We start from the raw sequence: 21,213 nt of genomic DNA, 5'->3' as shown, positions 1-21,213 counted from the left end.
TCGGGCTATTAATTGGTCTGTTGTCGTAAAAATTCCTCGTGTAGCCGAATAACCTGGGGTATTAATAGCTGGCTATCGTCGTTGTCAATGACGTAATCAGCGATTTTAAGTCGCTCTTCGTCGCTTACCTGCCGGTTAATGATATTGAGAATCTCCTCCGCCGAACGATGCGGATCGCGCTTACGAATGCGTTCGATACGAACATCGATGGGAGCACGTACCACAATCACTTTGTCGAGCGAATTATTGTCACCAGCAGCCCGCATGATGGCGGCCTCTTTCACTACGTATGGTTTACCAAGATGCTCATTGACCCACGCATCCGTATCGCTGAGCACGCGCGGGTGAATAACGCCATTTAGCTGGCCAAGTAAGACTGGATCCGAAAATACCTGCGAGGCTACCCAGGCCCGGTTGTAATGCCCCATCACGTCATACGCGTTACGTCCCAGTACACGCGTGATGTCGGCCTTCAGAATAGGGTCGTGTTCGGTTAACCATTTGGCCCGTTCATCAGCTTCGTAAATTGGAATACTGAGTGCCTGAAACACCTGACAGACAACGCTTTTGCCTGCGCCAATACCACCCGTTACGCCAATTTGTAGAGGAGCCATAAAACAAAAGAGCAAGCAAAAGTGGCTACGTATCCGAGCGTTTACTGTTTCGCTCGTGCGTCATTAGTTGGAGGGGAAAGCAATTCGCCGACTTCAAAACTGACGGCCACGCGATCAGCACTGGCTTTCAGGAGCGGGTGTCGTAGCTGATTCAGTGGTAATTCTTCGTCGTAATTATCGGTAATGCGCTTACGTGGAATCTTCACTCGAAGCGTATCCGGAAGGCCACGCACCAACTTGGCCGGACCTTCTACCTGAATCGTTCGGGGCGTAAGATTGATTACGCTCGAGACTACGAAGGGTGGAACCATGTTGATATGCAGACTATCAACGGCTAAATAGATCGTTTTCGTCAGACGGCGGTCGAAATGAATGTCAAGCGTATCGGCAACCACGTAATTAACGTGCAACCGTTTCACGTGTTCCGCGACGGCGGCTGCCAGCGAAGACGTATTGATGACAGATGCCTGCAACGGCTGTTTCACTACGTAGTTGACCGGTTCGCTTCGAAAGGGCAGCCACGCATGGCGGAGCAATCCCCAACCATCGCTCGATACATTTACCTGCACCGTTCGGGGCAGGGGTGAGGTTGGAACGAACAGAGAATCGTTATACACAAATCGCACAGGATACTCAACGTTGAGCGTATAGCCCGGTTTATTAAGCGCACTCAGAAGCCAGAACAGGGCGGCTGCTCCTAAACAAAGCAGGGCTTTGGTTGGCTGAAATGAGTTGAGATCCTGAGCAGTGTTCACACGTCGACTATTTCTCCGATTTTTCTGCCTCGGCTGGTTTAACCGTCGCTTCGCGCGAGATGGATGTTTTCTCGAAGGTCATTTTAACACCCCGGTCTACTTCGAGCGTAACGGTGGTTCCGTCAACCGATACAATCCGGCCATGTAGACCACCGATTGTTACGACGTTATCGCCCTTCTTGAGGTTATCGACAAAGCTCTTCTGATCTTTTTGCTTTTTCTGTTGCGGACGGATCATGAAGAAATAAAAAATGCCAATGATTCCCACCCACAACAGTACGTTGTAAATCATGGATGTGTTGGAACCAGTCAGGGCCTGTAACAAAATGGAGTACATGTCTTGGTCGATTTATTAGTTTTTCGTTGAATCAGCTTTGGCATTAACCATTGCCTTAAACTGTAGGTCAGTTGTGGCCGGATCGGTGTTGGCGAAGACGGTAATCGTTTTGTTTTGCTCGCCACTTTTTCCCCGGCTGTTAAAGCGTACCCGCACCGACGATTTGTCGCCCGGTGCTACGGGTTCATGTGGCCAGTCGGGAGTCGTGCAACCACACGAAGCGGTGATGTTGTTAATGATTAGTGGAAACTCACCTGTATTCGTAAACGCAAACACATGCTCAACTGTATCCCCTTCGGTAAGCGTACCAAAATCGTAAATGCCTTTTTCGGCGAACGTGATTTTGGGTTGCTTGGCCGATGCGGTGGCTTTGGCTGATTCCGCCTGCTGCCGATTGTCGCAACTGAATTGCCCAAAACCAACGCTGATGATCGTGACTGCGAGCAGCCAATTTTTGACGTGCATTTTTAAAAAGTTTAAAGTTTGTTGGTTGCAGGAGTCCATCGTGACAATCTGTATTTGGCTGAAAACTACAAATCGTTTGGGTAGACCGTTGCAACCGACAAACTCTGTCACTTAACGTATTATGTGTTCTGTTGCTTAATCTGAGCCATAAGTCGATCGACGTCTTCCAGCAGTTTTTCCGCTTTTTGTCGGGCGTCGTCAACTACGCGTTGACCTTCGTTTCTCGACGAATTTTCGGGCATATCTGTTGAACCACTCAATTCCTCCAGCAACTGATTGATCTGTTCCCTGTATTTCGACAACCGGAATGAAAGCCGATCGCGGGTAATTTTTCCTTTGTCAGGTGCATACAGCAGTCCAAACGCAGAACCCACTGCAATACCCGTTAGCAAAAAGATTAAATCACGTCCAAGTCTGTTCATTTCTAAAACAGTTTGTAGTTTATCGTTCGACACCTATTAGTTAACCGCTAATTACGAAGTCAACCGCTAAACTCGTTTATTTATTGTCCAATAATCCTCGTCCGCTCTTGCGCAGCCGCCCCGATGCCTGTAGCTTTTCGGAAAGATTATCCAGAATTCCGTTGACAAATTTACCGCTTTTGGGCGTACTGTACGCTTTTGCCAGTTCGATATATTCATTAATCGTTACTTTGACCGGAATGTTTGGAAAGTTAAGCAACTCGCAAACGGCCAGCGTTAGAATGATTTTATCCAGAAACGCAACCCGCTCCACATCCCAGTTTTGAAGCTGATCGGCCAGAAGTTGCTCATAGTCGGCGTGGTTTTCGAGTGATTTTTCGAACAGCGTATTCAAGAAAAACTCATCTTCTTCCCAGTCGTCGGTTAACGGTTCGAGTTGCAAACCGGTTACACTTTGCGCTGATTTAAGGGTACGAATCGCTAATCCCCGCACGACTTCGCTGTTCTCAGTCCAGCTTAGGTCCATTTCGGCCAGATGGTCACGAATAACCTCGTGTTTGAAAATCAGGGTACGTAACACGTACTGTGCCAACGTCTGATCTTCGTCGGCAGTATGCGTTTTCTGTTCACAATAGGCCCGGTACGTATCGTCGGTTTTCAGAACTTCACGTAACGCCTTGCGAACAAAACTCAGTTCTTCGGTCCAGGAAATGCCATGCCGAAGAATTTCATTACGTAGCGGTTGATGCGCGGCCAGCGCCTGCACGACCGTATTGTCGTTTAAATCCGACTCAAATGGAAAGGGGGCCTCGTCAACGTCGCGGTACTGGCGTTCGCGATCAATGCGGGCGGCATGACCAAGCTCGACGAGCAACTGTAAAACCAGCAGGTAATCGTCATAGATGCCATTAACCTGCTTCAACATCATTTGAGCAAGATGCTGGCGGTCTTTTTTCGCGCGGATTTGATAGAATAGAAGCCCGTCGTTCGCGGCTTTGAGCACTTTGGTGGGTGCATCGTCATCGCTTGCCGGCTGATTGGTTTTGATGGCCTCTTCGAAGAGCAGACCAGCGAGCTTTCGGTAGCCTTCGAGTTGCCGTTTGTTCTGCGGCTCCATCGAATTGAGATCGGGCTGAAAGAGATCGTTGATGCCGTCGATGGCTAATTGTTGATTGGAAAACTGGGCCTGCCGAAGTGCATATAATGCCTGCATGACCTTTATTCGGAGTAATCGCCTATTGAGCATCCGCCTGAATCTAAAAACTACCGCTATGAAAAAGAACTGTCTGAAGCGAAATACTGCCCCATTTGGGTGCAAAAGTACGGAAATTCAGGTAAAAGCGCAAGAGTTTATGGCAGAGGGCATGGGGGTAAGGGCATAGGGTTGTTACTAACGTTTTACCCTATGCCCTTACCCCCATGCCCTCTGCCCCATTGCAACTTTTCCCAAATCCCTGCGGTTACGAACAAAACGCAGTTGGTCATCTTGTGAAAGCACTTTCCTATCTCAACAAATACCTTGTTAAGTATAAATGGTACCTGATTTTGGGGACGGTTTTCACGGCCATTTCCAACTTGTTCGGTATTTTCCCGGCGCAGTTAGTACGGTACGCGCTCGACTTGGTGCGCGAAACCCTGGACATTTATTATCTCTACGATAAGTCGCCCTTGCAATCGTCGCTGTATGGTGTATTTACGTTTAGCATCCTATTATTCGGTGTAATGACGCTTGCGCTGGCGTTACTGAAAGGGTTCTTCCTGTTTCTGGTACGACAAACGCTGATCGTGATGTCGCGGCACGTTGAATACGATCTCAAAAACGAGATTTATGACCATTACCAGACACTACCGATAAGTTTCTACCGCCAGCATAATACGGGTGATTTGATGGCTCGTATCTCGGAGGATGTCAGCAAAGTGCGGATGTATGTCGGACCAAGTATTATGTACGGGCTGAACCTGATCATTCTGTTCATTCTGGTCATTACGTATATGGTCAGCATCAATGCCCGACTGTCTTTGTACGTACTGCTGCCGCTACCCATCTTGTCGGTGGCGATTTATCTGGTCAATAATATCATCATTCGCCGATCGGAGGAGATTCAACGGTCTTTATCGCGCCTGTCGACGTATGTGCAGGAAGCGTTTTCGGGCATTCGGGTATTAAAAGCATTTGTGCAGGAAAATAATTCGGCGACTAAGTTCGAAATCGAAAGTGACGAGTATAGGGCGAAATCGCTGAGTCTGACACGCGTTGATTCGCTGTTTTTTCCGATCGTTGCCATTCTGGTTGGCTTGAGCAACGTACTGGTAATTTACGTAGGTGGTCAGGAAATCATAGCGGGCCGATTGACGCCGGGTAACATTACGGAGTTTATTCTATACGTGAACATGCTGACGTGGCCCGTGATGGCTCTTGGCTGGACAACGAGTCAAACACAACGGGCGGCTGCTTCCCAACAGCGGATTAACGAGTTTCTGAACATCAAAACCGACATCGTTTCGCAAAAAAACATCCAACATACGATCAAGGGCGAAATCGAGTTTAAGAACGTTCGTTTCGTTTATCCAGACTCAGGCATTACGGCGATTAAAGATTTCTCGATGCATGTTCGGGCGGGCGAAACCGTCGCGATTCTGGGAACCACAGGTTCGGGGAAAAGTACGCTGGCCAACTTATTGACTCGCATGTACGACGTAACGTTTGGTGAGATTCTGGTCGATGGTATCCCCATCAAAGACTATAATCTGACTTCGCTACGGGAGCAGATGGGTTACGTACCACAGGATGTATTTCTGTTTTCAGAAACCATCAGCAATAACGTTCGTTTTGGCAAGCCCGACCTGCCGCAGGAGCGTGTTGAACAGGCCCTCCGCGACGCCGATTTGTACCAGAACGTACTGGGTTTCCCCGAGCAGTTCGATACGCGTGTGGGTGAGCGGGGTGTTACGTTATCGGGCGGTCAGAAACAGCGCCTGAGCATTGCCCGTGCTATTGCCCGCGATCCGAAAATCCTGATTCTGGACGACTGCCTGTCGGCGGTGGACACAAACACCGAAAATATCATTCTGAACAACCTGCAACGCATCATGGCCGATCGAACGTCCGTCGTGATTTCGCACCGCGTCTCCTCCGCAAAACTGGCCGACCACATCATCATGCTCGACGACGGCGAAATCATCGAACAAGGTACGCACGAAGAGTTAACAGCCCTGAACGGCGCCTACCGCGAATTGTACGAGAAGCAGTTGCAAACAGAAGAGGTGTAGCAATTGGTTTATAAGTACTGCCGCAAAAAATCATCAAACAACATAATCCGGCGAAATCCGTTCTGACGCGCTGCTTTGTAGATGGGTTGGTCGCGCGTTAGCAACATTGAATTAGTTTGTATGGCTAAGGCAAGATAACTAATATCTTTAACGTCAACATGAACAATTAAACGGTTTGCTTCGGCTAATGCGTTGGTCGATAAAAAGTAATTGGGTAGAATAGTAAGTTGCTGGAATAAATTAAGCGTATAACAACTCATGGCTACTTCGTCCAATTTCGACTTTTGAAAAATGGTCTCTTTGTATTTCTCGATTTCAACCAGTGCGAATTCGGGCAACAGGATGTCAAGTGATCCGAAAATGGTTTTATAAAACGCTTTGCCACTAATTAGAGCACTCATTAACACATTGGCATTAATGACGTAGCTCACTCTTTGTCTTTACGTAAATACTTATGCTTTTCCTGTTCCCAGGCCTGCTCACGGGCATTTTGCCAGGCTGGATCTTGCACAGGATCATATTCAGATAATTCGTTAAGGATTTCCAGAGCAGCTACATTCATTTCCAGGTGAGCCGCTGAATCACTTAATAAATCTTTGACTCGCTCGTATCCCAGCGATTCAATAACACTATCTTCTACTTCAACAGTTATTTGCATAGTACGTAGCGTTGCTCAGTTAGCTAGTCGGCAACTGACGGCTGAAATTGTGTTAATTTTACGAAAATAGCAGCAAATTATATGGATTCCCGCGTCTGGTTCAAAAGTGTCTCGCTCGAAAATGTAGACCTGTTTTCTGCTATGGTTCGCGCTAATTCTCCTGACTTGGTCCAAAAATTGCGTTAGTTCCGGTGCTCAAACGTTAAATAATACACAGAACTTCAATTAGAAAATTACCCGGTGCTGTTACGTAGAATGACATCGTTCCTCGCCCACTATAAGCATGCGGTTCTTTGCCAACGTCGATGCCGTCGGCTTTCATGGTCTGATAAATCGCCATGACTTGTTCCGGGGTTTCCTGCACAAAACCAACGTGAAAATCTTTAGGATACTGGGGCGTTTCGGTTTTGGTAAAATTGCTGATCGAGAGAATGAAGCCGTTCTTATCTTCCAGAATCGCAATAACATTATCGCCTTTTACTTCATCGCATCGGAAACCAAAATAGGTTTCGAAAAACGCTTTCGTTTGCGCTACGTCGGGTACGGCTAAATTTAAGTGTTTGAGGGTCATTTGTGTATAGATTAGTGTTTATTCAATTACCCACCAGCTGTAGCTCTCCGGCTCGATTTCAACGGGCAGTTCCACCTCATAATTCCGGTTTAATCGATATGTTTTTGCCTTGCCTTCGCCCTGCCGTATTGTCGCTGTTTCGCGAAGACCGGTATAATAGAGGGGCAGCTTGATGGTACGGGTGATTTTTGTCTTCAACGGATTAAAGAGCATGACTACGCCTTTCTCTTTCAAGATTGAGTTGACGTGCATGATGCCATCCCAGTCGCGGCCGTCGGGCCGGCGAAGGTGGATGAGATCAGAATTGAGAATAAGACGATATTTCTTGTACCAGTCGATTACGCGCTTAACGGTTTGTTTAGTGGCTTCAGTATCGTATAGTCGTGGTCCCCGATAACAGGCCTGTACACCGGCTCCGTAATACTGCATCATTAGTTGCTCGTAATCACTCAAATGTTCGCTAAGCGGTTCCAGAACGGCTTCGGGACCACCGCCCTGGTATTTGGTGAGCGGCACAAAGCCCCAGCCCATCGCCGGCGTTTTCTCCCACGTACCATCGTAAATATTCTGCCGGTTCAGGAGTTTTTGTTGTTCACGCGAAAGTGAGAAATTTACTTCCCGATAGCCCAGCGCAATCTTGTTCGTCCCATCCATAAAATACCAGTCGGGCGCGTTGATGTAGACGCCTTTTTCGTTCAGGAATCGATAAAAGCCTTTCTGCATGTCCATCTGCACCCATTGCGAATCGTTCAGTCCTTTATGCCCCGGATGGGTCGTTGACGCACACACATCGCCGGGGTAGGGGCCGTCGTGTTCGAGCAGATCGAAACCGGTTTCGGTAATGAATTTTTTCAGACTGTTTAAATAATTGATTCCCCATTGGCTGGCTAAGCAGGGCGCATGGCCAAAGAAAGCACCTTTATCAGGCAGGCCGGTTTTTGGGTCGATTACGTCGTTCTCATCGTCAATACGGCGGCTGCTGAACAGGGAATAACCACCCAGCAAAATGCCTTTGCTGTGCGCATAATCGGCCAGTGCCTTGAATTTTTTGACGTTCGCGTCGCTGGCATCTTCCATGTTCAGACCACTACCGAAACTTAGAATCACCATCTCGTAGCCCGTTTCGACGCATTGATCGATTGCGTTTTTGACCGTCGTCGGATCGGTGCTGACCAGGTGCATAAAAACCGGATTCTGGGTGGTCCAGGGCGTAACGGTTCGATAAAACTTCCGACGCGCAAGGCCGTTACGTTCGCGGTCGTAGGAATCCAGCAGCAGTTCGTAGCTACGTATCGATGTATAGGTCTGATTAGGCTCCAGATCGGTGCCCACACCGAGGGTTGGATACACTTCCAGCAGACAGGGCGTCTCGTAGTTGTAATTGACCTGCGAGGTATAGAGCGAATCCGTTTTCCAATGCGTCGCTTGATCCGATAGGTCGTACCGCATCGCGTTATTGAACGCAAAATTGTTTTCAATATAAATCCGTTGCGGTTTCTTCATCTGATCGGGCTTGCCCACCACGGCCGATTCTTCTTCTGGCGTCGCCAGAATCTCGTTGATAACCTGATCGATGTGAATCGCTTTCTGACTTTTGTTCTCAATCGTCACCCATTTGCAGAGTGTTGGGATACCATCGTAAAGTGTATAATGCACAGCTACGTCGATCCCTCGCAGTTCAGGTAAGTTCGATTCGAAAAGCAGCGTTAATTCCTGACCGGTGGGTTGGCTCCGGTTCATCGTCCAGGTGCGTGACTGCCAGCTTATGTAGGGTTTCAGGGACGTAATGGTGAAGGTCTTGAACTGAAAATCAGCCGGATTGGTGGTGAAATTATCGATCCATTCTTCGCGCAGGTACGCGTGCTCTTTCTGCCCGTACAACCCGCCAACGCGATACGTCTTTCCCTTTAATGTCAGCATGGCTTCGGGCTTCACCGAACGCACAAATTGCTCATTGGTGGAAAGATTCTGGTAATCGATCGTCGCCAGATTCGGCATAATCCGAAATCGACGCGTCAGTAAGCCATTCGACAGCACCAGGTCTTTTCCGCCGTTAGCCTGGAATACGCCCGCTTTTTGCGAAACAGATGTAACGAGCCAATCGCCATTGAAGGTAGTGGGTTTGTAAACGGGTAACGATTTTATCTGACAGAATCCGCTGTACGCCACCAACCAGCAACCGAGAAACCAGAGTAATCTACACATTCGTATATAGCAAAAGGTTAGTCCAGTAAAAGTATACCGGGTGCCTCAACTTACCGATTATTGGTAGGACGACCGATTGGCAATCTGTCGAACCAACTGACAGACCTGCCTATTCGTATAATCCAGTAGATGTTTGAGTGTTTAAGAGCCGATCCTGAATAGTCTGTCCTTGCGGTTCTATTTCTCTTCTTATTATCCGCCCGACAATGGCTCAACGATTCAGCATGGTTTAGCTGATCGGCATGTTAGGGTTTGTCTATGCTTTTAGTCAATAGGTTTGGTCATTCCTGACCGTCACTTCAGTTTGTCGTTATCGTATGCCTGACGATATCAACGTTGTCTTTTCCTGCTCTATCGTTCATGCATTGCTGAATGAGCATGCTGTTATGTATTTCCTCAAGCGGTTGGTCTGTTAGCAACTAATTGCTTTTCAACGACTAATGGATGAAAAGGCTATTCCAGGCAAAATCGCCGGATAGGTTTCTGTTCACCCTGAAGCGAATAGGTGGAAGATGGTGATTCCCTACCGGTAGACAACTGAACAGGACCATAGAGTCGAAGTAGCTTTTACGACCATTTTATACCACACAATTATGAAAACAATCGTACTTTTTCTTCTGGCAATAATAACCTCCTATAAGCTGGTTCTGGCTCAGAGCACACTCAGCGGAACCGTTCGAGACGGCAATGGTAGACCGTTAGCCTTTGCCAGCGTAGCCTTGCTCAACGCCCGCGATTCGAGTGTTGCTAAAGGCACCGCTAGTGACCAGCGAGGACAATATGCTTTCGAGAACGTTCGGGCGGGACGCTACGTAGTGCGGGCTACGGCTGTCGGTTACCAGAAAATACATTCACCGGGATTCGACGTAACGTCCACTCCTACGGATGTACCAACACTTACGCTCATTGAGACCACGGGCAAACTGGCAGAGGTGCAGGTAACGGCTAAGAAACCATTTGTGGAGCAGCAGCTCGACCGTATGGTTGTCAACGTAGCGAATAGTATTGTGGGTAGTGGCAGTACGGCGCTGGAAGTACTGGAAAAGTCGCCCGGTGTAACTGTCGACTATCAGAACGAGCGACTCCAGTTGCGGGGTAAAGAGGGTGTCATTGTGCAGATCGATGGCAAGCAAACCTACCTCTCAGCGCAAGATGTAATTGCTACGTTACGGAGTATGTCGAGCGACAACATTGAAACCATCGAGCTGATCACCAATCCATCCGCTAAGTACGATGCCGCCGGTAATTCGGGAATTATAAACATACGGCTCAAGAAAAATACGAACGTAGGCACGAATGGCACGGCTTCTGTAGCCGGAGGGTCAGGTCGATTTGATCGGGAGCGAGGCAGCTTGCAACTCAATAACCGTACACGGAAGGTGAATCTGTTCGGTACGTATAGCCTGAATCGGGGCGGTAATTACTGGGATTTTTTACTCGATCGCAACCAGCCCGACCCTAGTTCAACCGATCCGAATCGACGAAATATCGTGAGTCAGTACACGTATCTGAAGTTTCGTGATGTGGGTCAGAATGCCAAGGCAGGTCTGGATTTTTCGCCGACTAAAAACACGACGATTGGCCTGGTCTGGACGGGTTTGTGGAGTGACCACCGGGAGCAAGGACCCGCGGGGGCCAGTTTCCGGCGCGGTGATAATCTGCCTGTTTATCTACAAACATCGACGGAGAAAACCTACACAACTTTTTCGCAAAACCAGCTTGGTAATCTCAATCTACAGCACACATTTGGCGAGAAAGACGGCCGCCGTGGACACGGACAACTAACCGCAGACTTCGACATTGGTCATTTCAGCCGTCAGTACACGAATAGTCTGCTGACTAATACGCTCATTGCTGTTGGCGACGCCAATGCGCCTGTTGGTGGTCTGCTCATTACGCAGCCTTCTACTATTGACATTCGCACGATGAAGGTCGATTACAATCGAGCGCTGTCCAACGTCTGGAAGTTGGAAACAGGGCTGAAAAGTGCCTCGGTAAAAACGGATAACGACCTGCGTTTAAGCAGCGGACCCGACGGAGGCTTGGTTCCTGACCCAACTTTATCGAACCATTTTCAGTACACGGAACGAGTCAACGCCATCTATGCCAGTGTTTCCGGAAAATGGAAGAACGCAAACGTGCAACTGGGACTGCGGGCAGAGCATACGCACTCAGAAGGTAATTCCCTGACGCTAAATCAGGTCGTGACGCGCGACTATCTAAAGTGGTTTCCGAGTCTGTTTGTGTCGCAACCTTTATCCGAGAACCAAACGCTAACGTTCTCCTACAGCTACCGCATCGACCGCCCAAACTACCAGAACCTGAACCCGGCGCGTGGCTACGTTGATCCTTATGCCTACAGTCAGGGAAATGCGTATCTGAGACCTCAGTTCACGCACGCCGTAGAAGGTAAACTAAGCTTGAAAAAGGGCGTGTTCGTGTCACTTGGAGCTAATTACACATCTGACCTGATGTTCTTTACAATTCATGCGCTGGAAGGCAACAAAACATACGTAACGACGGAGAATCTTGGTCATTCACAGGGCTATACGCTGACGCTGAGCTGGCCATTGACGGTTACGAAAGGCTGGCAGCTGCAAGCGAACGTGCTGGGGTATTACAATCGCTTTCAGTACGATTACGAAGGAACGCTGTTGCAAATCGATAACGTAGCGGGTCGAATCAATGGGAACAACGCTTTTACTCTGGGACACGGCTGGACGGCCGAACTGAATGGATGGGTCAGTACGCCCGCTGTCAATGGTATCTGGTCAACGCCCTGGATGGGTGCCTTAGACACCGGTGTGCAAAAAGTGGTTTCGTCGGCACTAAAAGTGAAATTCAGTTTTCAGGATGTGTTTCACACCAATCTTTTTCGTCCAAGCGTGAACACGCCTAATGGCAACCAGGTTGGTCACCTGATGTTCGATACGCGTGTGGCTATGCTCAATCTGACGTACACGTTTGGCAATCAGAAACTAAAAGGTGAACGCCAACGAAGTACCGGTTCCGACGACGAAACCCGCCGGGCAAACTAGAAAAACCAATGCATGCGGATTATCAGCTCTGCACCTGTCCTGATATATGAAGGTCAGGTGCAGGTGATTGTGGTAGCGGCTATAAACATCCAAAATGATTGCTAACTAATGAACACAAGTATAAAAAACGAGTAGTGCGAAGACTTTCCCTTTGCTCAAGCACAGAAAGATTAGTCTCACGAAAAGAGAGTTTTTGAAAATCGTGTCATTTCAACTCTACCGATTGGCGTTTTTTACGATCCAATCGGTTTTTTTGTAGCTTATAAACGGCTCTCACTTACCAGCTAGTCAACAACATGTACGTAAAGCACTACTTTAATTTTAGTATCATCTACTTTATCAGCTGGAGGCTGATACTTTGGTCCCTTTTCACCGGCCTTATTGCCCTGCTCTCCTACGAATATCTGGAGTGGAAATGGGTTGCTGTTCCCTGGCTCCCGGTTTCGCTCATTGGTACGGCGGTTGCTTTTTATGTGGGCTTTAAAAACAATCAGTCCTATGACCGTAGCTGGGAGGCTCGTAAAATATGGGGAGGTATTACCAATACCAGCCGCTCGTTTGGGGCTGCCAGTCGAGCGTTTATCAACCTTGAAGATGCCTCAGCAACAGCTACTCAGGAAGACGTAAATGCGGAAGTTCGTACGCTGATTTACCGCCATTTAGCCTAGCTCTATGCCCTAAAACACGCGATGTGGCAACGAACCGCCTGGGAACACCAACAGATAGATAGTATTCGGCAGCGTAATTATTTTACCAAACGGATTAACTTTTCCTCCTTTGAAGAGGAAGCGGCCCCTTGTCTCAGCAGCGAGGAGATGGCCTGGATAAAGACCAAACAAAACAAGGCGGCACAGTTGCTCGACCGGCAATCACAGCACTTGACGGACCTCAAACGCCGGGGTTTCCTGACTGATTTTCGGCACGTTGCCTTACAGAGTATCATTACTGAACTCTACACCGAACAAGGCCGAAGTGAACGGATAAAGAACTCACCCCTCCCTCGACAATACGCTACGTCAAGTGCCATTTTTATCCTCATTTTTACGTTTCTGCTTCCTTTCGGGATGTTAAAGGAATTTGAAGCGAACGGTCCGGAGCTTATCTGGTTATTGCTTCCCTTCAATTTAATCGTATCGTGGGTGTTTTCGCTGATGGAATACACGGGTGATTACAGCGAAAATCCGTTTGAAGGATTGATAAACGACGTACCGATTCAAAGTATAGTCCGCACCATTGAGATCGACCTGAAAGACATGTTAGGCGAATCGGATCTACCTAAACGAATGAAACCTGTAGAAAACGTACTGTTCTAAAAAGTGTTCATACGGCGTGTAGTGGTGTCGGGTTTGAGAACCCGACACCACCATATTATAGCCAAAGATTTCTGGAAGAATCAGAAGTAGAAATAACCAGAACGTTATTTATTGGATAAGACACCCTGAACGTAACGCTTCTGCCTTTCGGAGCCTTACTACGTAGTAAAACACCGATATGAATATGCTAAAATTTACGCTCACCCTACTCTGGTCCCTGCTTTTTCTATTCTGGAATAATACGTCGCAAACCACGGCTGACCGGGTCACGAGCCGTCAACTACGTACGTCGGTGGATACGTTGCGGAACGCAGGCAGTTGGCCAAGTGAACTAACTGTGACGCCCTTTGTAGGTTCGGATCTGACGCCCAGCCCGGCCTGCCTGGCTGTTGCCCCCACTGGCGAAGTCTATGTAGGGGTGGACATGATTGGCTCGCTTGGAAAAAAGCCGGGTAAGGGACGGATTCTCAAACTGATCGATTCAAATAACGATGGAAAAGTCGATCAGCATACGACGTTCGCGGTGGTCGATAATCCGCGGGGAATTCTGCCGGTTGGCGATCAGCTTTTTGTGCTGCACACCGTTTTCTCGCCGGAAACCGCGCTGGCAACGGGTATGGATTTGGTGGTTTTTGACGACACGAACCACGACGGCGTGGCCGATGGGCCATCCAAACCCCTGATTGAACACATCAGCAATCCGAACTTTTTGAAAAGCCGGGGAACCGACCACGCGACGAACGGTATCCGCATGGGAATCGACGGCTGGATCTATATTGCCGTGGGCGATTTTGGTTTCCACAACGCAACGGATCGTTCGGGAAAGAAACTAACCATGCTGGGCGGGGGCATCGTTCGGGTACTACCCGATGGCACCGAAATGGAAATTTTTACCCACGGCCTGCGGAATATCTACGACGTAGCGATTGACCCCTACATGAACGTATTTACCCGCGACAACACCAACGACGGGGGCGGCTGGAACATCCGGTTCAGTAACCAGATTCAATCGGGCGAATACGGCTATCCTGTTTTGTTTAAGCATTTTACGGATGAAATTATTCCCGCTCTGGTCGATGTGGGCGGTGGTTCCGGGACGGGCTCTTTGTTTATGGACGATGCGACCTGGCCGGACAAATACAATCACGTACCGATGATGGCCGACTGGGGCCGTAGTCAGCTTTATCTGCATCGGGTGACGCCGGATGGGGCCAGTTATACGCAGAAGGAAGAAGAGTTTATCAAGCTGGCGCAGATTACCGACGTGGATATCGATGCATCGGGCCGGATGTATCTGTCGGCCTGGGACGGCGCGGGTTATTCAGGCAGTGACAGTAAAGGATTTGTGGTGCGGGTGGTGCCTAAAAACTGGACGTATCAACCCTTTCTGGATGTACAAAAAGCGTCGGTCAAAAAACTGGCGTCGTTACTGACGTCCGGGAGCGCTGTAGCCCGGTTAGCAGCTCAGCAGGAATTATTGAGACGACCGGCCGCAAAAACAGCAAAAGTGGCCTGGAAAATCGCATCCGACAAACGGGTACCGCTTTACGGTCGCGTCGCCGGAATGTACACCTACGCACAGGCAACCGGGGCTGATGGCGTTACGAATCTGGTGAAACTAACGTCGGATGAAGCGATGCGGGAATTCGCGCTACGTGCACTGGCCGACCGGAAACCCGTTCTGAGTAAAGTGCCCATTGAGCCCTTTCTTCAGGGGCTTACCGATACGTCACCCCGCGTACAACTGGCCGCTACGATTGGCCTGGGTCGCCTGGGTCGGCCGGAAGCAGCTTCGGCTTTGTTGCAGGTGAAGGTTCCGACTTCGTTTACGGCACCGGCTATGGGCACCGAAGGCCCGCACGCTACGCCCAACTCCGCCCTGATTCCGGCGCACATTGCCGTACGATCGCTGGTGAGTCTGAACGCCGTCGATGCCTGCGTACAAGCCATCGGGTCGGCGAACTCAACGCTGGCACTCTGGGCGTTACGGTATATGCACGATCCTAAAGCCGTTACTGGCCTGATCAGTGCCTATCAGAAGACGAACGATGCAGCTTTAAAAAATCAGATTCTGGTGACCTTATCCCGGCTCTACAAAAAAGAAGCGGACTACGACGGGTCCTGGTGGTGGAGCACCCGACCCGATACGCATGGTCCTTACTATAAAGGTGTTACGTGGGAATCGTCGCCGGTGATCAGTCGGTTTTTGGTTGATGAATGGAAAAAGGCGGACAACAAAACGGTCTTCACTGATTTGAACAGCCGCCTTCGGATGGAGATTCCTGAGTTTGGCGTCGAAGAAGTGACGGTTGCCAAAGAGGAACCGAAAGTGGACCTGGAGAAAATCAGGAATAAAAAGGGCCAGGTCGGCGAATCGTCCATTGAAGACGTGATGCTGGCAATGGCTAAAATCAATGGGGAAGCGGCTCTGGGCAAAACGCTGTTTACGCAACAGGGCTGCGTGGCCTGTCATAGTCTGACACGTAGCGAAACCATGAAAGGCCCGTTCATGGGGCAAATCGGGTCGATCATGAACCGGGAGCAGATTGCCGAGTCGATTCTGAAACCCAACGCGTCCATCTCGCAGGGATTCTCTACGGTCCTGATTACGGCTAAAGGCAATAAGAGTTATACAGGATTTGTTACGGAAGAGTCGTCCAGCAAAGTTGTTCTGCGCGACATCGCCGGGCAGGTCTACACCATCAAAGCGTCCGATATTCTCAGCCGCAAAGAGATGGAAACCTCCATGATGCCCACCGGCCTAGTGAACGCCCTCTCCTACGAAGAATTTGCCTCACTCATTACGTTCCTCTCGCAGCAGAAGAAATGATGAATGCGTTAGGAAGTAAAAACTAGTAATCCTGTAACAAGCAGAGCCTGGATATAAATGTCCAGGCTCTGCTTGTTAAGTGCTGAAGCACAGATAATTTAGCGTATTTTGCAATAGCGTTTTTGTCATGCTGACGAAGCCGGGCGGCCGGTGCCGAAGCATGACAAAAAACCTAATGTACCTTAGCTGAACTACTTATAATCAATTATGAGAATTTTCAGCCTATAGGAAAAAGCCTGCATTTGTGGTCATGTAAGAGACTTATCCAGTACCGATGTTGCCTGTCAATTTCCACTGACAGCGGTTTCCAGCTTAGGTTCGATGCTGTTTGCAATTTGCCAGCCAACACCAATCACCAGGGCATCTTCGGCTAGCGCCCCGACTGTATCGGGAATGCCCAGGTCATGATCCAGCCACCGACGTAGATTGAAGAAAACAAGTGTTCCCACGGCAGCACCCAGACCACCCGCAAGGGCACCGTATGGAGCCGGTTGACCTTCTACTTCGCTCAGGAAAGCGCCACAAGTCGCTCCCGAAGCAACGCGGGCAATGAACTGAGGGGGCGATGTGCGATTCGGTGCGTTGGGCAGTTTATCTGCAATCATTTCTCCAGCAGCTACGACCTTTAAGCCAAGAGAAACTGGGGGCAGGGTTAAATAATGAATTGGTTTTTGGGGTTCCTTGGCGGGGATTGTCCGCACCAGTTTATGACTCAGCAGCGCCGGGGCCGCCATCGCCCGCATTCCGGCAATTACTCCGATCTGGAAGGCTTTTAAATAGGTTTGAAACATAACGTTGTCAGTTATTCTTTAGAAAAATTGCCCAATTCAGGCGAATTGGGAATCTGATTAATTTTCGTCTTTGAGTGATTGCATGTCGATGATGAACCGGAATCGTACGTCCTCGTCCAGCATCCGGCTATACGCCTTATTGATGTCCTGAATCGCGATCATTTCGACATCGGGCAAAATCTGATGTTCAGCGCAGAAGTCCAATACTTCCTGCGTTTCAGCAATACCGCCAATAACTGACCCCGCTACGCTACGTCGGGCCATAGCTACTTCCATGTTATTGGTCGGGCTTGTAAACGGCCCCAGCACGCCAACCGCTACAAATACTCCGTCGCGCTTGAGCAGCTTGATAAATGGATTTGGATCGTATTTGTCGGGAATGGTGTTCAGAATCAGGTCGAATGTTCGTTCGTGATCCTTCAGCGCTTTTTTGTCGTTTTCAATCAATACCTCGTGCGCGCCCAGTTCCTCAGCTAAGGCCCGCTTATCTTCGGTGTGCGTAATGACCGTTACGTTTGCGCCCATTGCTTTTGCCAGCTTGACGCCCATGTGGCCAAGTCCGCCCAAACCAACAATGGCTACGTTATCGCCGGGCTTGGTGTTCCAGTGCCGCAACGGTGAGTAGGTCGTAATACCTGCACACAAGATTGGAGCCGCCTTGCTGATATCGAGTGAGTCTGGAATACGTAGCACGAACGATTCTTTGACCACAATGGACGTTGAATAACCCCCAAACGTATTGTAGCCGTTACCATTAGGTTTCATATAGCCGTTATACGTAGCGGTCCAGCTTACCGGCCCTTCGCAGTATTGTTCCTCGCCTTCGTGGCAGGAGGAACACTGTCCGCACGAATCGACCATGCAACCAACACCCACCGTATCGCCGACGTTGAACTTGGTTACGCCACTGCCTGTCTGCGAAATCCGACCGATAACTTCATGACCCGGTACGCAGGGATAGATGGTGTTGGCCCAGTCGTTTCTAACCTGGTGCACATCGGAATGGCATACGCCACAATAGAGCACGTCAATCTGTACTTCGTCATCTTTGGGAGGCTGTCGTTCGATGTCCATGCGGGACAAGCTGCTGAACTGGTCAATCAGCGATGCTTTTGCGCCGTAAGCTTTGGTTTTTAAGGATTCCATTCACTAAAAACTGTTTATGTAGTTGAGTAAGTATTCACTGGGTTTTGTAAGCGGTATTGGGGTAGAGCTAAGCCAATTCGTTTTCCAATCTTGGCCAGGGCATGACGATACGTATTGGTCCAGTACCGCTACGTAAGGAACACGTGTTAGGAAATAGCCATGCCAGTGGAGCGATACGCATTACGTATGATGGACGGTGTTGACGGAGTGAAAACTATTTCATGTAACTACACGAGTAAAGCATAGTTTGAAAAAGTAAGGGAATGCACTCTTGTTTCGTCAACGCCTAACCTTCGGGCCTTGCAGTAGTTTATGGGGCTTGAATGCAGGCGTCTGTAATTAATCAAGGTTATCAACTACGACAAAGTAACCCGATTAGCGCAGGCCGATGCTCGCTCATTGTTCTATCCGTTTTAGGCTGGTAATCCATTCACTAAACTTATCAAACAGATTCGGGTTAGATGAATTATGTGAATAGAATTGATGGGAAGTGATTAGTAAATGTGTATAAACAAGACAGGTATTATGCAGGAAGAAAACGTGAAAAATATTGCCAGGATCGCTTTAGGGAGCATGTTGGTGTTTGCGGGAATAAGCCATCTGTCATTTGCCAGGAAAGAATTCAAGGCCCAGGTCCCCGATGAGATTCCACTGCCGAAAGACGACACCGTCGTGTACTCGGGGATAGCCGAAATTGCCCTGGGCAGCAGCCTGTTGCTAACCGATAAAGAACATCAAAAGACGGTGGGAAAAGTAGCTGCGGGTTTCTTTACAGCAATTTTCCCTGGCAACATCTCTCAGTACGTCCGTAAACGAGACGGATTTGGGTTGGATACAGATAGAAAACGGTTAGTCCGGTTGTTTTTTCAGCCCGTCCTGATCTATTGGGCCTTGAAGAGCACCGATAATGTATAAATCAGTTCAATTCAGGAGCTATACATGATTTATAGAATCTCCTGAATAAACGAAATGTAGCATGGGCTTATGCCCATGCTACATTTCGTTTATTCACACAGTACGTCCAGCTCAACTAGGAAATAACCTTCAATCCTTCAGCAAAGGCCTGCATTTGTGGCATGGTACCTAGGCTTACGCGGCACCAATACTGACCGTCGAACTTCCACTGACGGATACTAACGCCCTGATCCATCATCCGGCTCACGAAATCTTCGCCCTTCATTCGAATTGGGAACAACACGAAGTTTGTACCCGATGGGAGATACGTATAGCCGTTGGTTTTCAGCGTTTGATATAAAAACTCACGCGCTTCCAGACCTTTGCTCAACGAGTATTTGATGAACTCATCGTCCTGGTAGCAGGCCAGAGCGGCACGTAGCGTTGTCATGGTCAGACCACCGGGACCACCGCCCCACTTGCTGATCGCCTTTAACGTATCGGGTTGGCCAACCAGGTAACCCAGTCGTAAACCCGCCATCCCGTAAATTTTCGAGAACGTACGGGCTACCAGTACGTCCTGCCCCTTTTTCACGTTTTCGATGACCGTAAACTTCTTCGGATCGCTCGTGTAATGAATGTATGCTTCGTCGACAAACACCGGTTTCTTCGCTGATACCCGATCCACGAACGCCCGTAGCGCAACAGGGTCAATCGTAACGCCGGTTGGGTTGTTGGGATTGTTGACGTACATCAGGCTGGTGTTGTCGCCAACGCGTTTCTCCATCTCGGCCAGATTGTGGTCATAATCATTCGCCGTCAGCGGGACTTTTTCCCACTTGGCACCGTGTTGCACGGCAGCACGCATGAGTGATTCGTAGGTTGGATCAGCTGAAATGATCGAGCCGCCGGGTTTAATATGACTGTAGTGAATGGCAGCCGCTGTCAGCAGCGATCCCGAACCAGGAGCTAACAGAATCTGCTCTGGTTGAACCCCTTCCTGTTCCGCAATCATTTTCTGGAGCTGACCAGCATAGCTAAACGGATACAGAAAACCGTCGGATGCCGCTTCTGAAATCGCTTTCAACGCCTTTGGCGAAGGACCGTAGGGATTCTCATTCGCTGACAGTCTGGCTTTCATGACACCCCCTTTGGGCGGCAGCGTAGGCATCATTTCGGGTGCATCGAGCCAGGGCTCGCAATAGGCATTTGTAGAAAGCAGCGATGGTGCCGCTACGGCCCCTGCGCTCATCATTAGGCTATTTTTCAGCCAGTTCCGACGGTTGAGATTCATGGTCTTTCAATGAAGAATTAAAAATGAAGAGTTAAGAATAAATAGTGAAGCGAGTAGAATGAAGAATAGAAAAAGTCTTTCCATAATTTATTTTTCACTCTACACTCTTCACTTACAATTAATTAGTCCCTTGTACGCGTGAATACCGCGAAAAGGCCTGCCCCTTGTACTCGCCCACCCAGGTCAGCGATACGCTGCTGCCTGCAGCCGGTTTGGCAACACCCAGTTCGGCCCAGGTTTTTGAGATCGTCGCTTTACCCGACGCATCGGTTGTTAGATTACCAAGCGCTGTACCGGTCCGCGTTGTCAGTTTCAGGGCCAGCGACGCTACCGGTATCGAATCAATACCGACCTTGTTATCTAAAATCCCCGACTTATCGAGTTCATAAATCCGAACCGCTAACGTAACGGGACCGCCTATTTTCTGCGATACAACCGGTTCGGCCGTCATGCCGCCACCATCACCGGTCGCGTTGTCGATCAGGACCAGGACGGGCGATTGCACACGGTCGACAAACGGATCTACTTTTTTCTCGCAGGCCGACAGCCCAAGTGTGGCCAAAAACAAGCTTATCGTGAGTAGGTTATATGCCTTCATTTGATTGATTGT

At 49.0% G+C, this 21,213-nt stretch carries 20 protein-coding genes; 6 read left to right on the top strand and 14 right to left on the bottom strand.

Going from position 1 to position 21,213, the window contains the following annotated elements:
• Nucleotides 1–8 precede the first annotated feature (8 nt).
• From coaE to nusB, 6 genes are all read right to left on the bottom strand, one after another.
• Complete coding sequence (coaE, locus tag IC230_RS26030; RefSeq protein WP_191042004.1) at nucleotides 9–614, bottom strand: dephospho-CoA kinase; 606 nt, start codon at nucleotides 612–614, stop codon at nucleotides 9–11.
• A 41-nt stretch (nucleotides 615–655) separates the two neighbouring features.
• On the bottom strand, nucleotides 656–1,369 hold the full coding sequence (locus tag IC230_RS26025) for a YbbR-like domain-containing protein (protein ID WP_191042003.1): 714 nt from the start codon (nucleotides 1,367–1,369) through the stop codon (nucleotides 656–658).
• Between the two features lie 7 nt (nucleotides 1,370–1,376).
• Nucleotides 1,377–1,706: a preprotein translocase subunit YajC gene (yajC, locus tag IC230_RS26020; protein WP_191042002.1), complete on the bottom strand. Its 330-nt coding sequence runs from the start codon at nucleotides 1,704–1,706 to the stop codon at nucleotides 1,377–1,379.
• Between the two features lie 15 nt (nucleotides 1,707–1,721).
• On the bottom strand, nucleotides 1,722–2,171 hold the full coding sequence (locus IC230_RS26015; protein WP_191042001.1) for a DUF1573 domain-containing protein: 450 nt from the start codon (nucleotides 2,169–2,171) through the stop codon (nucleotides 1,722–1,724).
• 119 nt (nucleotides 2,172–2,290) lie between these two features.
• Nucleotides 2,291–2,593 carry a YtxH domain-containing protein gene (locus IC230_RS26010; protein ID WP_191042000.1) on the bottom strand — a complete coding sequence of 101 codons (303 nt, stop codon included), beginning with the start codon at nucleotides 2,591–2,593 and terminating at the stop codon, nucleotides 2,291–2,293.
• 76 nt (nucleotides 2,594–2,669) lie between these two features.
• Nucleotides 2,670–3,806 (bottom strand): transcription antitermination factor NusB, encoded by a 1,137-nt coding sequence (gene nusB / locus IC230_RS26005; protein ID WP_191041999.1) that lies wholly within the window; start codon nucleotides 3,804–3,806, stop codon nucleotides 2,670–2,672.
• Nucleotides 3,807–4,081: 275 nt separating this feature from the next.
• Here nusB and IC230_RS26000 point away from each other — a divergent pair, with 275 nt between their 5' ends.
• Entirely contained in the window at nucleotides 4,082–5,863 is a 1,782-nt protein-coding gene (locus tag IC230_RS26000) for an ABC transporter ATP-binding protein (RefSeq protein WP_191042134.1), read from the top strand.
• Nucleotides 5,864–5,871: 8 nt separating this feature from the next.
• Here IC230_RS26000 and IC230_RS25995 read toward each other — a convergent pair whose 3' ends face one another.
• The 4 genes from IC230_RS25995 to IC230_RS25980 all read right to left on the bottom strand — a co-directional run bounded on the left by IC230_RS25995 (nucleotide 5,872) and on the right by IC230_RS25980 (nucleotide 9,297).
• On the bottom strand, nucleotides 5,872–6,294 hold the full coding sequence (locus tag IC230_RS25995; RefSeq protein WP_191041998.1) for a PIN domain-containing protein: 423 nt from the start codon (nucleotides 6,292–6,294) through the stop codon (nucleotides 5,872–5,874).
• Nucleotides 6,291–6,521 (bottom strand): hypothetical protein, encoded by a 231-nt coding sequence (locus tag IC230_RS25990; protein WP_191041997.1) that lies wholly within the window; start codon nucleotides 6,519–6,521, stop codon nucleotides 6,291–6,293. Before IC230_RS25990 ends, IC230_RS25995 begins: the two co-directional genes overlap by 4 nt.
• A 202-nt stretch (nucleotides 6,522–6,723) precedes the next feature.
• Nucleotides 6,724–7,092 carry a VOC family protein gene (locus IC230_RS25985; protein WP_191041996.1) on the bottom strand — a complete coding sequence of 123 codons (369 nt, stop codon included), beginning with the start codon at nucleotides 7,090–7,092 and terminating at the stop codon, nucleotides 6,724–6,726.
• Between the two features lie 18 nt (nucleotides 7,093–7,110).
• Nucleotides 7,111–9,297 carry an alpha-galactosidase gene (locus tag IC230_RS25980; RefSeq protein ID WP_191041995.1) on the bottom strand — a complete coding sequence of 729 codons (2,187 nt, stop codon included), beginning with the start codon at nucleotides 9,295–9,297 and terminating at the stop codon, nucleotides 7,111–7,113.
• Between the two features lie 593 nt (nucleotides 9,298–9,890).
• Here IC230_RS25980 and IC230_RS25975 point away from each other — a divergent pair.
• From IC230_RS25975 to IC230_RS25965, 4 genes are all read left to right on the top strand, one after another.
• Nucleotides 9,891–12,335, top strand: coding sequence for an outer membrane beta-barrel family protein (locus IC230_RS25975; protein ID WP_191041994.1), 2,445 nt, complete (start codon nucleotides 9,891–9,893; stop codon nucleotides 12,333–12,335).
• Nucleotides 12,336–12,631: 296 nt separating this feature from the next.
• The gene (locus tag IC230_RS34145; protein WP_223860849.1) at nucleotides 12,632–13,003 is read left to right on the top strand and encodes a bestrophin family protein; all 372 of its coding nucleotides are present in this window, start codon (nucleotides 12,632–12,634) and stop codon (nucleotides 13,001–13,003) included.
• A gap of 21 nt (nucleotides 13,004–13,024) precedes the next feature.
• Nucleotides 13,025–13,648: a bestrophin family protein gene (locus IC230_RS34140; protein ID WP_223860848.1), complete on the top strand. Its 624-nt coding sequence runs from the start codon at nucleotides 13,025–13,027 to the stop codon at nucleotides 13,646–13,648.
• Between the two features lie 184 nt (nucleotides 13,649–13,832).
• The gene (locus IC230_RS25965) at nucleotides 13,833–16,478 is read left to right on the top strand and encodes a DUF7133 domain-containing protein (protein ID WP_191042133.1); all 2,646 of its coding nucleotides are present in this window, start codon (nucleotides 13,833–13,835) and stop codon (nucleotides 16,476–16,478) included.
• Between the two features lie 284 nt (nucleotides 16,479–16,762).
• Here IC230_RS25965 and IC230_RS25960 read toward each other — a convergent pair whose 3' ends face one another.
• Together IC230_RS25960 and IC230_RS25955 are read right to left on the bottom strand one after the other, a co-directional pair.
• The gene (locus IC230_RS25960) at nucleotides 16,763–17,269 is read right to left on the bottom strand and encodes a DUF4126 domain-containing protein (protein ID WP_191041993.1); all 507 of its coding nucleotides are present in this window, start codon (nucleotides 17,267–17,269) and stop codon (nucleotides 16,763–16,765) included.
• A 57-nt stretch (nucleotides 17,270–17,326) separates the two neighbouring features.
• Nucleotides 17,327–18,415, bottom strand: coding sequence for an NAD(P)-dependent alcohol dehydrogenase (locus IC230_RS25955; RefSeq protein ID WP_191041992.1), 1,089 nt, complete (start codon nucleotides 18,413–18,415; stop codon nucleotides 17,327–17,329).
• Between the two features lie 525 nt (nucleotides 18,416–18,940).
• Here IC230_RS25955 and IC230_RS25950 point away from each other — a divergent pair.
• On the top strand, nucleotides 18,941–19,330 hold the full coding sequence (locus tag IC230_RS25950; RefSeq protein WP_191041991.1) for a DoxX family protein: 390 nt from the start codon (nucleotides 18,941–18,943) through the stop codon (nucleotides 19,328–19,330).
• Nucleotides 19,331–19,445: 115 nt separating this feature from the next.
• On the opposite strand, the gene IC230_RS25945 is transcribed toward IC230_RS25950, so the two are convergent.
• Together IC230_RS25945 and IC230_RS25940 are read right to left on the bottom strand one after the other, a co-directional pair.
• The gene (locus IC230_RS25945) at nucleotides 19,446–20,603 is read right to left on the bottom strand and encodes a pyridoxal phosphate-dependent aminotransferase (protein ID WP_191041990.1); all 1,158 of its coding nucleotides are present in this window, start codon (nucleotides 20,601–20,603) and stop codon (nucleotides 19,446–19,448) included.
• Nucleotides 20,604–20,721: 118 nt separating this feature from the next.
• Nucleotides 20,722–21,201, bottom strand: coding sequence for a hypothetical protein (locus IC230_RS25940; protein ID WP_191041989.1), 480 nt, complete (start codon nucleotides 21,199–21,201; stop codon nucleotides 20,722–20,724).
• Nucleotides 21,202–21,213: the final 12 nt, after the last annotated feature.

The organism is Spirosoma validum, assembly GCF_014699035.1.
Taxonomy (GTDB): domain Bacteria; phylum Bacteroidota; class Bacteroidia; order Cytophagales; family Spirosomataceae; genus Spirosoma; species Spirosoma validum.
Note: the sequence above shows the minus strand (reverse complement) of the source record. Positions and strands in the feature narration are given on the sequence as shown.

What these genes read in the sequence shown, in the direction of transcription:
- coaE (WP_191042004.1), bottom strand. Translation starts at nt 614, where the DNA reads ATGGCTCCTCTACAAATTGGCGTAACGGGTGGTATTGGCGCAGGCAAA.
- yajC (WP_191042002.1), bottom strand. Translation starts at nt 1,706, where the DNA reads ATGTACTCCATTTTGTTACAGGCCCTGACTGGTTCCAACACATCCATG.
- IC230_RS26015 (WP_191042001.1), bottom strand. Translation starts at nt 2,171, where the DNA reads ATGCACGTCAAAAATTGGCTGCTCGCAGTCACGATCATCAGCGTTGGT.
- IC230_RS26010 (WP_191042000.1), bottom strand. Translation starts at nt 2,593, where the DNA reads ATGAACAGACTTGGACGTGATTTAATCTTTTTGCTAACGGGTATTGCA.
- nusB (WP_191041999.1), bottom strand. Translation starts at nt 3,806, where the DNA reads ATGCAGGCATTATATGCACTTCGGCAGGCCCAGTTTTCCAATCAACAA.
- IC230_RS25990 (WP_191041997.1), bottom strand. Translation starts at nt 6,521, where the DNA reads ATGCAAATAACTGTTGAAGTAGAAGATAGTGTTATTGAATCGCTGGGA.
- IC230_RS25985 (WP_191041996.1), bottom strand. Translation starts at nt 7,092, where the DNA reads ATGACCCTCAAACACTTAAATTTAGCCGTACCCGACGTAGCGCAAACG.
- IC230_RS25980 (WP_191041995.1), bottom strand. Translation starts at nt 9,297, where the DNA reads ATGTGTAGATTACTCTGGTTTCTCGGTTGCTGGTTGGTGGCGTACAGC.
- IC230_RS25975 (WP_191041994.1), top strand. Translation starts at nt 9,891, where the DNA reads ATGAAAACAATCGTACTTTTTCTTCTGGCAATAATAACCTCCTATAAG.
- IC230_RS34145 (WP_223860849.1), top strand. Translation starts at nt 12,632, where the DNA reads ATGTACGTAAAGCACTACTTTAATTTTAGTATCATCTACTTTATCAGC.
- IC230_RS34140 (WP_223860848.1), top strand. Translation starts at nt 13,025, where the DNA reads ATGTGGCAACGAACCGCCTGGGAACACCAACAGATAGATAGTATTCGG.
- IC230_RS25965 (WP_191042133.1), top strand. Translation starts at nt 13,833, where the DNA reads ATGCTAAAATTTACGCTCACCCTACTCTGGTCCCTGCTTTTTCTATTC.
- IC230_RS25960 (WP_191041993.1), bottom strand. Translation starts at nt 17,269, where the DNA reads ATGTTTCAAACCTATTTAAAAGCCTTCCAGATCGGAGTAATTGCCGGA.
- IC230_RS25955 (WP_191041992.1), bottom strand. Translation starts at nt 18,415, where the DNA reads ATGGAATCCTTAAAAACCAAAGCTTACGGCGCAAAAGCATCGCTGATT.
- IC230_RS25950 (WP_191041991.1), top strand. Translation starts at nt 18,941, where the DNA reads ATGCAGGAAGAAAACGTGAAAAATATTGCCAGGATCGCTTTAGGGAGC.
- IC230_RS25945 (WP_191041990.1), bottom strand. Translation starts at nt 20,603, where the DNA reads ATGAATCTCAACCGTCGGAACTGGCTGAAAAATAGCCTAATGATGAGC.
- IC230_RS25940 (WP_191041989.1), bottom strand. Translation starts at nt 21,201, where the DNA reads ATGAAGGCATATAACCTACTCACGATAAGCTTGTTTTTGGCCACACTT.